At 41.4% G+C, this 13,045-nt stretch carries 14 protein-coding genes; 10 read left to right on the forward strand and 4 right to left on the reverse strand.

Features of this window, described 5'->3' with window-relative positions:
* The first annotated feature begins 12 nt into the window (after nucleotides 1–12).
* Nucleotides 13–1,275 carry a glutamate-5-semialdehyde dehydrogenase gene (locus ACRYKC_RS06665; RefSeq protein WP_433805958.1) on the forward strand — a complete coding sequence of 421 codons (1,263 nt, stop codon included), beginning with the start codon at nucleotides 13–15 and terminating at the stop codon, nucleotides 1,273–1,275.
* 191 nt (nucleotides 1,276–1,466) lie between these two features.
* Here the strand turns inward: ACRYKC_RS06665 and ACRYKC_RS06670 are convergent, their stop codons facing one another.
* The gene (locus tag ACRYKC_RS06670; protein WP_433805959.1) at nucleotides 1,467–2,438 is read right to left on the reverse strand and encodes a nuclease-related domain-containing protein; all 972 of its coding nucleotides are present in this window, start codon (nucleotides 2,436–2,438) and stop codon (nucleotides 1,467–1,469) included.
* Between the two features lie 186 nt (nucleotides 2,439–2,624).
* Between ACRYKC_RS06670 and ACRYKC_RS06675 the strand changes: the two genes are divergently transcribed.
* Nucleotides 2,625–3,278: a nucleotidyltransferase domain-containing protein gene (locus tag ACRYKC_RS06675; RefSeq protein WP_433805960.1), complete on the forward strand. Its 654-nt coding sequence runs from the start codon at nucleotides 2,625–2,627 to the stop codon at nucleotides 3,276–3,278.
* Between the two features lie 24 nt (nucleotides 3,279–3,302).
* Here the strand turns inward: ACRYKC_RS06675 and ACRYKC_RS06680 are convergent, their stop codons facing one another.
* Complete coding sequence (locus tag ACRYKC_RS06680; protein ID WP_433805961.1) at nucleotides 3,303–4,133, reverse strand: STAS domain-containing protein; 831 nt, start codon at nucleotides 4,131–4,133, stop codon at nucleotides 3,303–3,305.
* Nucleotides 4,134–4,303: 170 nt separating this feature from the next.
* On the opposite strand from ACRYKC_RS06680, the gene ACRYKC_RS06685 reads away from it, so the two are divergent.
* Nucleotides 4,304–4,765 carry a DinB family protein gene (locus tag ACRYKC_RS06685; RefSeq protein ID WP_433805962.1) on the forward strand — a complete coding sequence of 154 codons (462 nt, stop codon included), beginning with the start codon at nucleotides 4,304–4,306 and terminating at the stop codon, nucleotides 4,763–4,765.
* 62 nt (nucleotides 4,766–4,827) lie between these two features.
* Here ACRYKC_RS06685 and ACRYKC_RS06690 read toward each other — a convergent pair whose 3' ends face one another.
* Entirely contained in the window at nucleotides 4,828–5,355 is a 528-nt protein-coding gene (locus ACRYKC_RS06690; protein ID WP_433805963.1) for a CotY/CotZ family spore coat protein, read from the reverse strand.
* A 334-nt stretch (nucleotides 5,356–5,689) separates the two neighbouring features.
* A complete protein-coding gene (locus ACRYKC_RS06695) occupies nucleotides 5,690–5,983 on the reverse strand; it encodes a hypothetical protein (protein ID WP_433805964.1) in 294 nt (97 codons plus the stop codon).
* A 182-nt stretch (nucleotides 5,984–6,165) separates the two neighbouring features.
* On the opposite strand from ACRYKC_RS06695, the gene ACRYKC_RS06700 reads away from it, so the two are divergent.
* The 7 genes from ACRYKC_RS06700 to ACRYKC_RS06730 are packed head-to-tail and all read left to right on the forward strand — an operon-like array spanning nucleotide 6,166 to nucleotide 13,039.
* Nucleotides 6,166–7,377: an acyl-CoA dehydrogenase gene (locus ACRYKC_RS06700; protein ID WP_433805965.1), complete on the forward strand. Its 1,212-nt coding sequence runs from the start codon at nucleotides 6,166–6,168 to the stop codon at nucleotides 7,375–7,377.
* 4 nt (nucleotides 7,378–7,381) lie between these two features.
* Nucleotides 7,382–8,161 carry an SDR family oxidoreductase gene (locus ACRYKC_RS06705; RefSeq protein ID WP_433805966.1) on the forward strand — a complete coding sequence of 260 codons (780 nt, stop codon included), beginning with the start codon at nucleotides 7,382–7,384 and terminating at the stop codon, nucleotides 8,159–8,161.
* A gap of 23 nt (nucleotides 8,162–8,184) precedes the next feature.
* Nucleotides 8,185–9,057, forward strand: a complete 873-nt coding sequence (locus ACRYKC_RS06710) for a 3-hydroxyacyl-CoA dehydrogenase family protein (RefSeq protein ID WP_433805967.1) — start codon at nucleotides 8,185–8,187, stop codon at nucleotides 9,055–9,057.
* A gap of 13 nt (nucleotides 9,058–9,070) precedes the next feature.
* Nucleotides 9,071–9,469 carry an acyl-CoA thioesterase gene (locus ACRYKC_RS06715; protein WP_433805968.1) on the forward strand — a complete coding sequence of 133 codons (399 nt, stop codon included), beginning with the start codon at nucleotides 9,071–9,073 and terminating at the stop codon, nucleotides 9,467–9,469.
* Between the two features lie 10 nt (nucleotides 9,470–9,479).
* Nucleotides 9,480–10,538, forward strand: a complete 1,059-nt coding sequence (locus tag ACRYKC_RS06720) for a phosphotransferase family protein (RefSeq protein WP_433805969.1) — start codon at nucleotides 9,480–9,482, stop codon at nucleotides 10,536–10,538.
* A 1-nt stretch (nucleotide 10,539) separates the two neighbouring features.
* Complete coding sequence (locus ACRYKC_RS06725) at nucleotides 10,540–11,280, forward strand: 2-phosphosulfolactate phosphatase (RefSeq protein ID WP_433805970.1); 741 nt, start codon at nucleotides 10,540–10,542, stop codon at nucleotides 11,278–11,280.
* Nucleotides 11,267–13,039: an acyl-CoA dehydrogenase family protein gene (locus ACRYKC_RS06730; RefSeq protein WP_433805971.1), complete on the forward strand. Its 1,773-nt coding sequence runs from the start codon at nucleotides 11,267–11,269 to the stop codon at nucleotides 13,037–13,039. Before ACRYKC_RS06725 ends, ACRYKC_RS06730 begins: the two co-directional genes overlap by 14 nt.
* The last annotated feature ends 6 nt before the right edge of the window (nucleotides 13,040–13,045 follow it).

A 13,045-nucleotide genomic window follows, 5' to 3' on the forward strand; every position in this document is an offset into this window, starting at 1 on the left:
AGGAGGTCTTTGATGACACTAATTAAAAATGATGTGAACGTGGAAGCGCAAGCTATTGAGGCGAAGAAAGCTTCCAAGAAACTAATGATCCTTTCTAAAGAGGAGAAAAACCAAGCACTTCTGCATCTTGCTGATGTACTTGATCGTGAATACGAAACGATCCTTGCAGCTAATGAAAAAGACTTGGCAAATGGCCGTGAGAAAGGATTCACGGATGCATTTATGGATCGTCTATCTCTATCAAAAGACCGCATTGCTGAATTTGCTCAAGGTCTGCGCGAAGTCGCTGAACTAGAAGACCCAACAGGTCAGGTAATTTCTGATTGGACGCTGGAAAACGACCTTCAAGTCCAAAAAGTAACGGTTCCTCTAGGCGTCATTGGTATGATTTATGAAGCACGCCCTAACGTAACTGTTGATGCGACAGGTTTAGCTCTTAAATCAGGAAATGCAATTGTCTTAAAAGGCGGTTCTTCTGCGATCAACTCTAACCAGGCAATCGTTGAAGTCATGCACCGTGGCCTTGAAGAAACAAAAATTCCAAAAGAAGCTGTGCAATTCATCGCTTCTACAGACCGTGCTGCAACCAATGAACTATTCACGATGAAAGAGCATATCGACGTGCTTATTCCACGTGGCGGTGGTAAGTTGATCCAGGCGGTCGTTGAGAATGCAACCGTTCCTGTTCTTGAAACAGGGGTAGGAAATTGCCACATCTACGTTGATAAAGATGCAGATGTTGAAAAAGCAATTAGTATTCTTGTCAATGCGAAAACAGATCGTCCTGCTGTATGTAACGCTGCAGAAACACTAGTCGTCCACAAAGATTGGCTAGCTGCTCACGTTGACGAATTAATTGCAGCGCTGAAAGAAAACAATATCAATGTCCACGGCGACGAGCGCGCTCTTGAAGTTATTCCTGGAGCCGTTCTTGCTGGAGAAGAAGATTGGAAGAATGAATATCTAAGTACAGATATCGCTGTAAAAGTAGTAGATAACCTAACCGATGCCATCACTCACATTGAAACGTATGGTACGAAACACTCTGAAGCAATCGTTACTGAAAACAGTGAAGCTGCAGAGAAATTCATGGCACTTGTAGATGCTGCTGCTATTTATCACAATGCATCCACACGTTTCACAGACGGTGGTGCGCTAGGATTCGGTGCCGAGATCGGTATTTCCACACAAAAACTTCACGCACGTGGACCAATGGGTCTTCCTGCGTTAACGACAGTGAAGTTCTTGATGAAGGGAACTGGCCAAATTCGATAAAATAGATTGATAGAAGTAGAAGGGGAAACTCTGAGGAGTTTCCTCTTTTTTATTTTGATTAGGAGTGAAAAGAGGGGGGGGAATAGTGCCCTAACATGATAGGAAAGTGCCCTAACTACGAAATAAAGCACCCTAACGTGAATCGAAAGTGCCCTAACTACGAAATAAAGTGTCTTAACGCCAATTGATTGTTACTTAACTAGATTAATCGTATAAACTCGGGCTTTAGAATGCATATTATTGTGAGTACAGCAATCACATAGCAGCCTTCTCGCCACTTTTGCCGAAGGGATCTGTGCAAATATCCTAAACTCAGCATTTGTAATCTCCTTGCCAAGCAATAACTGATAATCTTTCAACGCTCGTAAATGAGCATCCATAGACTTTTCTCCGCAGCAGCTGCATCTCCAATGATCACGCCTTCTTTCCATTTTGAAGTGAGAACATTGTGGACATTGAACTCCTAAAATTAAGTCACCCATTTTCAAACCATAGCGCTCCATCAAAGATGATTTATAAGGTACATGTTCACGTTTGAAGCGCTTCAGTAGTGCCCTAATATCTTCCCCTCCCAGTACAATCTCAGAAAAATCTTTTCTCACCTGTTCTACTCTCGAAATTAAGTTTTTAGGTCTTACAATTCTCTTTTTTAAATGAGAGAAGTCTTTGCCATAAGTTTCGATCTCGGTTTTAGAACTTGCTACAATGATAAGGGAGGAAATAGGGATCTCGGGGAAACCGTACATACCTAGCCAACGAGAAAGCTGGATAGTCTGATGCTCAACTTGTAAAAAAGGGTCTGGAAAAAGGTCTTGAATTCCGTTGAATTCACGGAAAAGCTGGTTATGGTCAAAATCAAACACCAACTTCCCTTTATAATTTTTCACCTCTAATAGGATGAGCAGCTCCGGCGTGACTACCAAAGCATCCATTTGAAAATGCTGAATTCCATCAAAAAGCCGAACGTCATGAAGGGTATGATAGGTTTCCTTTGGAAGGTAGCGAAGATAGTGGTCTGTATTCGTTTCACCATAGTATCCTGCTGATTGTTTGAGGAACTGTTCGTGAATTTCATTTCGCTGAGGGTGAGTAAGTGGAAGGCGGTTCAGTAGGGTTTCAATCTGAAGGTGTTCTTCTGTTTTATGACGAGCGGTACTGTTCAAGGCCCCACGCTCCTTATTTGAATTTTTTTCCTACTTATTATATCATGTTGTAATCTTTATCTTTAAAAAGGGGGAGGGAAATGAGACAAAGAGAGGCGGTAGATCAGATAACTAAAAGCCTGCAAGAGGATCCGAGAGTTAAAGCTATTTTTCTAGGGGAGAAAAGAGGACGATGAGCACTCCGATGTGGATTTATATTGTTTGGTCAAGGAAGAAGATAAACAAGAATTCTTAGAAGACAGGAAACGTCATGTAGAGGCGTATCGGGACATTATCTTTTATGATGATATTTTTATTATTGCGCCTCAGATCATTGCTGTATATGATAATTTACTTCACCTTGATCTGTTTACGGTGACGGAAGAAACGTTGATTCATAAAGACTTTTTTCAAGTAATCTACGATCCTGGGGGACGTATGGAAAAGTACAGAGATAAGCAGCATTTACGATTAAGTGAGCGAGAGTTTATTGACGCTGTGGATGATGCAGCTTTTTTCCTACTGCAATATAAAAAAGCAGCGGATCGTGGGAATGATATTTGGGCTGTCAAAGTGTTGAATGACCTTCTCATTAACCTAGCTCAAATCCTTCTGCAACGGTACTGCCCTGAGAGAGCTCAGCTTGGATTAAAAACGATTGATCGAAGCCTTCCTGAGGAAATTACGGATCGTATTCAGCATATCTACCAAAAAAACACCCCAGATGAACATCCTGAAGCTATACTCTTCTTTACAGCCGTTTTGAGCGAGCAGGTGAATTGGATTGAGGAGAATCTTCCTACGCTTGAGTACACCTTTCCATTATTAAAAAGAATGATACAAGAATTTCAAAAAAAATAACCCTCTAATCAAAGAGGGTTTATTTTAATTTGGCAGGGAAAAAGCTTTTGCAAGCGTCGGAGTAATCGATATATTTCCAAAATCGATGCCCAAATGAACCGCCGTATGAGCAATTTCTGGTCGAATACCTGACATCGTGGTCTCAACACCGATTAGTTTTAGGGCATTAATTAATTGGAAAATCTGTTGAGCTACCATTGTATCTACAAGATACACGCCGGATAAGTCGATGTATAAGTGATTGGTATCCTTTTCTGTACATTTGGCCAGTGTATTCTCGAGAATGGAAGTTGCTCTTAGCGTATCGATTTCACCTACTAAAGGCAGTAGTGCTTTTCCGTTTGATAAATCAATAACAGGTGAGCTTAACTCATTGATCGTTTTCTCCTGGTCGTCAATGCGTTTATTTAGGTGATCGTGTTTTTCTTCTACTACACGTGTCATAACGATATCGATAGCTTCAATAATCACAGTCTTCCATAAGTCAATCTTTTCCTGTGTTACTAATTTGATCTGTGTTTGTATATAATCATCAATGAAACCCATGTATTGGTTTCTTACTCGTATAAACTCTCTCATAATTAGGTGAGTAGGAGTATTTAAATGTTCAGGATCACTGGCTACATTAATAATCCAATCATCAAATTCTTGAAAAAATTGACTTTCTTCCATCACAAATACTTTACATAGATGCTGATGGAATTCAAAGTTCTGTGCTTTTAATGTTCGAATGACTTCTGGGTCGTTGGAAGCATACACTCCTCCCCCTGTCTTATCCAGGGATTCATACCATTCTTCAGTCAGTTGCTCGGCCTTGCTTAACAAAAAATCATGCAAATCTTTATTTCTCTGCATAATAAAACTCCTCTCAAATCTGACCTATTCCCTATTTTTTTCTATAGTAAAACCAAAAATCCTTATAAACCTAAGAAATATGTTTCCAAACCTTATATTTCCATGCGAAAAAAGAAGGATATTGAAGATATTTGCCGAATAAATGATTATCAATACTGGAGGGGATGAGAATGGGTGTAAGAAACGTTTTGCTTGAGCAACTGGCTGCGATTTATGACGAAAACAGTTGGTTCGTTTGCTTTAATTTTGCTGTCAAAGACTTGACGGAATATCAAGCTCAGGTTAAACCGGACGATGATACCAACTCCATTGCAGAGCTTGTCCATCATCTTTACTTTTACAATTATCGCTACCTATGCAGGTTTCGAGGTGAGGAAGTTCAGGAGCTACCCAGACATTATAACACCTTTCAAAATCATAATGGAGGAGATTGGAATCATACGATCTTGAATTACCAGGAAGTCATGGCTAGTTTCCGTAGACAAATCTATTTATCTAGTGAAGAAAAACTTGAGAAATGGTCCGAAACACTCTCCCATTTATTCATTCATAATGCCTATCATATTGGACAAATCGTCCACATACGCAAACAATTTGGTACATGGAGTTCATCTCCTGTCGTACGAGGATAACCAATAACGGAAATTAAAAACCCAGACGCTAAAAGAGCACTCTGGGTTTTGTAATCAGTAGGTTAGTCTTGAGCTGGTGCTGGTGCAACCTGAGTTGGATATGGTTCTGGAGTAGTTGGTGATAGACAGCTAATACCGCAGAAACAATCAAGGTCCACTGTGATACACACGCCTGTTTCATAGAAGCCTGGTGACATATCCAGGAAGTCACAGACTCTACCTTTTTTACTGTGACAAGCGTTTCCACTACCGCCATTGATAGGGATCAACAACTCAAGTTTGACGCAATCTTTCTTATCATCTACGAATTTTTTAGCTCTGAAGAACGGAGATTCCAAGCATTGATACATATTATTCGCAAATCTTGCACCGCTTCCAATGAAAGGCTTGCAGTCTTTACAAATAAGTGTAAATGGAATTGTCGTGTCCCCCATTCCTGCACCAGCAGGTGAAAGAAGGTCACGAATAGAACGCTCGCAACTCACATCACAACAGTGATCGCGCTCAGCAACTTCATCTTGGGCAGCGATAATCTTTTTGATTGTATCACGTACACATTCGCTGCCTTTTCCTTTAGAACAAGAACCCATTTGAAAAATCTCTCCTTTGTTAGTTATTCCCTATAATCTATGTAAAATCTATAAGTGTGCTTGTATAGGAGTCTATTTTCTAGAAAGTTTAGAAACATCTAACCTGAAAAATAGACGAATGCTTACGGGCGTTTGCCAAGTCAAAAAGCTCTATAGGGACATATTCTAAACTATCTATAACATCTCAGTTATAGGAATCACGGCTTCCCACAGCTGTGAAATTTTCCCTGGCATTAGGCGTTAGCTCACCTTAACGCCTATTTTTATCTCCTGTTCTAATCTTCATTAACATGAAAAAAGGCTGACCGGCAGTGTTGCCAGTCAACCTTTTTCCTTATTTCTTTTTGTGGAACGTTTTATCTTTTAAGCTCTTAAATGCTTTGGAAGACGAGTCTACAGTCTTACCTATAGCTTCTGAACCTTTTTCAGAAGCTTTCTTGACAATTTTTCCAGACGAATCAACCGTTTTGCCAATCAATCCACCTTCACCAGTAATAGACTTTATGATTTTACCAGAAGTATCTACGGTGTTGTGAACAAGATCGTTGGCTTCTTTAGAGACACCTTTAATAAAACCTTCTTCCTTTTTATTCGAAGATGAGTTGGAGCCTTTGTGATTTTCGCTCATGATTTCGATCTCCTCTCTGGAAATGATTTGCTACAATCCATACCTATGTATTTGCTGGCTTTTTATGAGAAATTGTAATGATAAAAATGAATGATCACTCATTTTTTGTTGAATTTTCAGAATTATCCATATAGAATAAGATTACATACTATCCGGTATGTTTAGAAGAAAGGAGGAAGAATGTGAATTTTGATTACTCCGATAATGTAAAAAGGTATGAGCAGAAGATTCATTCTTTTATGGAGGAACACATCTTTCCTAATGAAAAAATTTACGAGCAACAATTGAATGAACAAGAATCCCGCTGGTCGGGAGTGCCTCCAATCATGGAAGAATTAAAGGCTAAGGCACGTGAAGAAGGTTTATGGAATTTATTCTTGCCAGACGATACATATGGAGCTGGATTGACCAATTTAGAATATGCCCCATTGTGCGAGTGGATGGGGCGTTCTCCTATAGGTCCTGAAGTGTTTAATTGCAATGCACCCGATACTGGAAATATGGAAGTGCTAGCCCGGTATGGAAGTGAAGAACAGAAAAAACAATGGCTGGAGCCTTTATTAAACGGTGAAATTCGTTCTTGCTTTTCGATGACGGAACCTGATGTAGCTTCTTCAGACGCGACCAATATAGAAGCACGGATTGAAAGGCAAGGAGAAGAGTATGTGATTAATGGCCGAAAATGGTGGTCCTCGGGAGCTGGTGATCCGCGGTGCAAAATGGCGATTTTTATGGGGAAAACAGATCCTGAAGCCCCTAAATATGACCAACAGTCTATGGTCATCGTACCACTCGATGCTACAGGGGTTACGATCAAGCGTATGCTGCCTGTTTTCGGATACGACCATGCGCCCCACGGACATGCGGAAATCGACTTTAAAAATGTTAGAGTCCCTTTAAGCAATATGATTTGGGGTGAAGGAAAAGGATTTGCTATTGCACAAGGACGTCTCGGCCCCGGACGTATTCACCACTGCATGCGTTTGATTGGAGCGGCTGAGAGAGCACTTGAAGATCTTTGTAAGCGTGTACAAAATCGTGTGGCTTTTCACAAACCATTAGCAGAACAAGGAGTAATTAGAGAATGGATTGCTGATTCAAGGATCGAGCTTGAACAAGCTAGATTACTTACTTTGAAGGCCGCCTACATGATGGACACTGTAGGTAATAAACAAGCAAAAACAGAAATTGCCATGATAAAAGTTGTTGCTCCAAATATGGCTCTAAGGGTCATCGATCGAGCCATCCAGGCTCATGGAGCTGCTGGTGTGAGTGATGACTTCTCATTAGCTGCTCAATGGGCAGGTGCGAGAACGTTGCGACTCGCAGACGGGCCGGATGAAGTTCACCGAAGACAGATTGCCAAATTGGAATTATCTAAATATAAGGAGTGATTGGATGCATGTAAAACAATTATTTGATCTGTCCGGTAAGACCGCAATCGTAACAGGTGGAGGACGCGGTCTTGGAGAACAAATCGCCTCAGGGCTGGCAGAGGCAGGAGCGAATGTAGTTCTATGCTCAAGAAAAGTAGAGGCTTGTCAGAATACAGCTGCCAAACTTGAAGACGAGCTTGGAGTTCAGACGCTCGCTCTACGCTGTGATGTGACCAATCCAGAAGATATCCAAGCAGTGGTGGAACAGACTATCGATCGTTTTGGAACAATCGATATCCTGGTCAATAATAGTGGAGCAACGTGGGGAGCTCCTACTCTGGAAATGCCATTGGAAGCTTTCCAGAAGGTGATGAACGTAAATGTAACAGGGACTTTCCTTATGTCGCAAAAAGTTGGAGAAGTGATGGTGAAGCAAAAAGCAGGAAAGATCATCAATATTGCTTCTGTCGCCGGGCTTGGCGGTGCGGATCCACGCTTTATGGATACGATTGGCTACAACGCAAGTAAAGGAGCTGTTATTACTTTTACAAAAGATCTGGCAGTTAAATTGGGGCCAGAAAATATCCAAGTAAACGCCTTAGCTCCAGGGTTTTTCCCAACAAAAATGTCAAAAGTTGTTCTAGAAGAAGGTGGCGATTTTATTCTTGATCGCACACCAATGCGCAGGTTTGGTTCGAACGAGGATTTAAAAGGAGCAGCGCTTTTTCTAGCTTCAGGGGCTTCGAATTATGTGACCGGAGAGGTCTTAGTCGTTGATGGCGGAATGCACGCCAACTGTTAAAAAGAAACCTGAGGAGGAAGATAATGACAGTGAAAAATTTGACCGTAGTAGGAGCAGGCTCCATGGGTCACCAGATAGCGATGCTTGGTGCTCTTGCGGGTTATCATACGATTTTGCAGGATATCAATCCAACTTCTTTGGAACAAGCGGAAGTGAAGTTAGCCGCAATAATGGAAAAATGGGTGGAAAAAGGAAAGATAACTTCAGATCAGCTTGAGGAGGCCTTTAGTTATCTCACGTTCACTACAGATTTAGAGGAAGCTGTAAAAGAAGCGGACTTAGTTATTGAAGCAGTTGTAGAAAAGCTGGAGGTTAAAAGAGAAGTCTTCAATAAGCTTGACCAATATGCTCCTGCTCACACTGTATTAGCTACGAACTCTTCAACAATTGTCAGTTCATTAGTTGCAGATGTGACCAATCGTCCTGAAAAAGTATGCAATATGCATTTTTTCTTCCCGCCACTAGTGATGGATTGTGTAGAAGTTGTGAAAGGAGAGCACACCTCCGAACAAACGGCAGACATAGCGATGAAGGTTTGTGATCAGATAAACCGAACAGCCGTACTTCTTCAGAAAGAGATCTCCGGGTTTATTGCCAATCGGATATTATTCGCTATCCAAATAGAGGCTATGAGTCTTTATGAGGGAGGATATGCAGATTTCAAGGATATTGACACCATTGTTAGAAAGGCATTGCGTCACCCGCTCGGCCCGTTTGAACTAATGGATTTATCCGGAATCGATGTTGGTTATTATGTCATGCAGCAACAATACGAGGAAACAGGAGATCCAAAGGATAAACCGTCGAAAACTTTAACGGAGAAAATGGAGGCTGGAGAACTCGGCAGAAAAACAGGGAAAGGCTTTTATTCGTACGAAACAAAGGTGAGAAGCTAAAGGGGGAGTCAACATGCATGAGTATGAAGTGACCGTTCGCTTTTGTGAGACGGATCTGCTTGGTCACGTTAACAACAATAACTTTTTCGTTTACATGGAAGATTCAAGGATACACTTTTTTGACGCCCTTGGATTAGTTATGGAGGATTGGAATTTTATACTTGCGTCCATCAAGTGTGATTTTCTAAAACAAGTCTATTTTAAGCAAACTCTTATTATAAGGAGTCTGGTGAAAAAGATCGGTAACTCGAGCTTTCACTTGGAACAACAAATGGTGGAAAAGGAGTCTGGAGAAATAGTAGCTAAGGGGTCTTCTGTAATTGTCCACTTTGACTTTGAAAAAGAGAAAAGTGCACCTTTGTCAGAGGATATGAAGAGAAAACTGGAGTCTCACCAATTCGCTGCGAACTAGGAGGTACTTAATGGTACAAACAAAAGATACCAGACCTGTAAGGCCGGGAGAAGAGTTGGATACTGAAGGGGTTGAGAAATATTTAAGGCACCATCTGGATCTTCCGGATGGAAATATGCAAGTCCGTCAGTTTGGTGCTGGACACTCGAATTTAACCTATGAACTTTCGGTGGGTGATTGGAAGGCTGTGCTAAGGAGACCTCCAATGGGACCCGTTGCTGCAAAAGCTCACGATATGGAAAGAGAATATAAAGTCCTAAAAGCTCTACATCCTGTTTTTCCTCTGGCACCAAAACCGTACATCTTTGAATCAGGAGAAATATTGGGGCGGCCTTTTTTTGTAATGGAACGTAGAGAAGGGCTGGTCTATGATACGTCTTTTCCAGAGGGGGTAGAAGGAACGGAAGAGTTGGGGCGAAAGATTTCAGAAACGATGGTTGACCGATTAGTTGAGCTTCATGATGTCGATTATAAGAAAACTCCTCTTATCGATATGGTCAAGCCTGAAGGATTTATGGAACGTCAAATTCATGGTTGGATCAAGAGGTTTGAGAAGGCGCGGACGGATGATGTCGTTTCAGGAGAACGGTTAAAAAAGTGGCTTGTAGACCATATCCCTTCTTCAAGTGCGCACTCTGTTATTCATTATGATTATAAATTGAATAACAGCATGTTTAGTAAGGATAATCCTGCAGAAATGGTGGGCTTGTTTGATTGGGAAATGACCACTGTAGGCGATCCACTGGCAGACCTTGGTGCTGCGTTGAGCTATTGGATTGAAAAAGACGATCCAGAGATGCTCAAAACGGGACTTGGTAAAGTTCCAGTGACAGTAAAAGACGGCTTTTATACTAGTGATGAATTCATCCAGCGTTATGCAGATAAGAGCGGTCTGGACTTAAGTCAGATTCATGTTTACCAAACCTTCGCCTATTTCAAACTGGCAGGGATTATCCAGCAAATTTATTATCGCTATAAAAAGGGACAAACGAATGATCCAAGATTCGCCCAAATGAACGTATTTGTTAACAATTTGATCAGGCATGCGGAAGAAACGGCTGGTTTATAGGATGGGACGTATTCACGTTATTTTCAAAAAAGAAGATATTGAACCGAACCATATGAAAGGTAAAATTGCGGTTGTTTTTGATGTGCTATTTGCGACAACGACGATCACTGCAGCTTTAGCTGACGAGGCGCTTTCTGTGATTCCAGTGTATGATTCGGCTCATGCGAAAGAAAAAGCAAAGTCTATGAAAGAGCCCTACGTGTTAGCGGGAGAGGACCAAGGGAGAAAGATTAATGGCTTTCATCACCCGCTCCGTACATACTTGCAGCCTCATATTCGAGATAAGCATCTTATTCTTTCAACTACCAATGGCACAGTAGCTTTACAGCGGTCCAGTCAATCAGATCATTTATACGCTTCTTCTCTTTTAAACAATCCAGCTATGGCAGCGTATTTGTTTGACCATTACTTCGAGAAAACTATTTTATTAGTTTGTTCCGGTTCAAGCGGTCGATACACGATGGAAGATTTCTACGGAGTGGGCAGTCTTATTCATTATTTAATGAGTTTAGCAGAATGGGAGTTATCTGATGCTGCCAAAACGGCCTGGTTATTTTATGAGGGAAGTCATTCTACTGCCGCTGACCTTCTCGCTGCCTCCAGAATTGGATCTTTACTAATGAATGCGGGAATGGAACGTAGTGAAATTGAATTTGCTGCTCAAGAAGGTACGTTTGAAGTCATTCCCAAGTATCACCCGAAATTGGGGCAAATGAAGGAGGAAAAGTATGAATTCTATTAAACTTTCAGTTAAAGGCGGAGAGTACTTACTAAGTAACGTAAGTCCAGAGTCCGTCTTTACTCCAGAAGACAGAAGTGAAGAGCATAAAATGTTTGCTTCCACGGCTCGACAATTTATTTCCCGGGAAATTCATCCCCATCAGCAAAGAATTGAAGGTGGAGATTATGCTTTTGTTGCTGAACAGATGAAAAAAGCAGGGGAAATGGGCTTGCTGGGGCATAGCATTCCTGAGCGTTTCGGTGGACTTGGTCTAGATAAGATCACGAAAGGAATTGTGGGGGAAGCTCTCGGTAATGCCGGAGGTTATAGTGTTGCTCATTCCAACCATACGTGTATCGCTACACTTCCTATTACGTACTTTGGCACTGAGAAGCAAAAAGAAAAATACTTGCCTAAGTTAGCTTCGGGTGAATTTCTAGGGGCGTATTGCTTAACCGAACCGGACGCAGGCTCTGATGCGTTATCATCAAAAACGACTGCCGTGTTGAACGAAGAAGGAACACATTACGTATTGAATGGTACGAAGCTTTATATAACAAATGCATCGTTTGCGGATACATTTATTGTGTATGCAAAGGTAGATGGTGAGCAGTTTACAGCATTTATTGTAGAAAAAGGATTTGAAGGTTTGTCAATTGGTCCTGAAGAAGACAAGATGGGGATTAAAGGCTCTTCGACATGCTCGGTTGTTTTTGAAGACTGTCTCGTCCCTGTTGATAATTTACTTGGCGAAGTGGGGAGAGGGCATCTGATCGCCTTAAATGTATTGAACCTTGGGCGATTCAATCTTGGCTTTGCTACAACAGGAGCAGCTAAATACTGCCTGAAGCTCGCAATTCAACACACCACAGAAAGACAACAATTTGGAAGATCTATAGCAGACTTTTCAGCTACAAAAGAGAAAATCGCTAAAATGAGCGCCCGTATTTATGGAACAGAATCACTTCTTTATCGTACAGCTGGCCATATTGAGGCCGTGCTAGGCGATCATTATGAGACCGAGGATCACAAAGCTGTGGCTAAAGCAATGAATGAACATGCTCTTGAATCTGCGATATGTAAGATCATGGGCTCAGAAACACTTGATGAAGTCGTTGATGAATCCTTGCAGCTTCACGGCGGAGCAGGATTTATTAGAGAATATCCGATTGAGCAAGCTTACAGAGATTCACGTATTAATAGGATTTTTGAAGGGACAAACGAAATTAACCGTCTGCTCATTCCAGGGAACTTTTTTAAGAAGGTAGCTCGTGGTGAAATTGATGGGCTTACGACTGTCGAGAAAGCCGAGCATTCCTTGAAGCAAAGCTTATATAAAAATGTAAGCGGCCCGTTAGAACCGCTGCAGGAGGCTGTTGCTCTTTTTAAAAATCTCTTTTTAGTTTCAGCTGGAGCGGCCTATCGCATTCATGGTGAATCCATTCAACAAGAGCAGGAATTATTGATGAAACTTGCAAATTTAGCTATCGCCGTTTATGAAAGTGAGTCCGTGGTTTTGCGGACAACGAAAGCGATTATGAGCTCGGATAGCGAAGCAGAATTGAAAACGAAACTTTCCTACTCAGTAATTGAGAGAAATGCTTTGAATGTCCAAAGGGATACGAGCTATCTTCTCTCTGCTCTTTTAAAAGGAGATGAGAGGAAGAAAACACTTAGGAATATTGCTATTCTTTTGAGCGAGTACCAGTGGGAAGATGCAATCGAGCGTAACCGTGCGATTGCAGAAACAATGATTGAGGAAAAACAATATAAATCCTAAAGGAGA

The sequence above is a fragment of the Halobacillus sp. A1-3 genome (assembly GCF_050971765.1).
GTDB lineage: Bacteria > Bacillota > Bacilli > Bacillales > Halobacillaceae > Halobacillus > Halobacillus mangrovi_B.

What these genes read in the sequence shown, in the direction of transcription:
- ACRYKC_RS06665 (WP_433805958.1), top strand. Translation starts at nt 13, where the DNA reads ATGACACTAATTAAAAATGATGTGAACGTGGAAGCGCAAGCTATTGAG.
- ACRYKC_RS06680 (WP_433805961.1), bottom strand. Translation starts at nt 4,133, where the DNA reads ATGCAGAGAAATAAAGATTTGCATGATTTTTTGTTAAGCAAGGCCGAG.
- ACRYKC_RS06685 (WP_433805962.1), top strand. Translation starts at nt 4,304, where the DNA reads ATGGGTGTAAGAAACGTTTTGCTTGAGCAACTGGCTGCGATTTATGAC.
- ACRYKC_RS06690 (WP_433805963.1), bottom strand. Translation starts at nt 5,355, where the DNA reads ATGGGTTCTTGTTCTAAAGGAAAAGGCAGCGAATGTGTACGTGATACA.
- ACRYKC_RS06695 (WP_433805964.1), bottom strand. Translation starts at nt 5,983, where the DNA reads ATGAGCGAAAATCACAAAGGCTCCAACTCATCTTCGAATAAAAAGGAA.
- ACRYKC_RS06705 (WP_433805966.1), top strand. Translation starts at nt 7,382, where the DNA reads ATGCATGTAAAACAATTATTTGATCTGTCCGGTAAGACCGCAATCGTA.
- ACRYKC_RS06710 (WP_433805967.1), top strand. Translation starts at nt 8,185, where the DNA reads ATGACAGTGAAAAATTTGACCGTAGTAGGAGCAGGCTCCATGGGTCAC.
- ACRYKC_RS06715 (WP_433805968.1), top strand. Translation starts at nt 9,071, where the DNA reads ATGCATGAGTATGAAGTGACCGTTCGCTTTTGTGAGACGGATCTGCTT.
- ACRYKC_RS06720 (WP_433805969.1), top strand. Translation starts at nt 9,480, where the DNA reads ATGGTACAAACAAAAGATACCAGACCTGTAAGGCCGGGAGAAGAGTTG.
- ACRYKC_RS06725 (WP_433805970.1), top strand. Translation starts at nt 10,540, where the DNA reads ATGGGACGTATTCACGTTATTTTCAAAAAAGAAGATATTGAACCGAAC.
- ACRYKC_RS06730 (WP_433805971.1), top strand. Translation starts at nt 11,267, where the DNA reads ATGAATTCTATTAAACTTTCAGTTAAAGGCGGAGAGTACTTACTAAGT.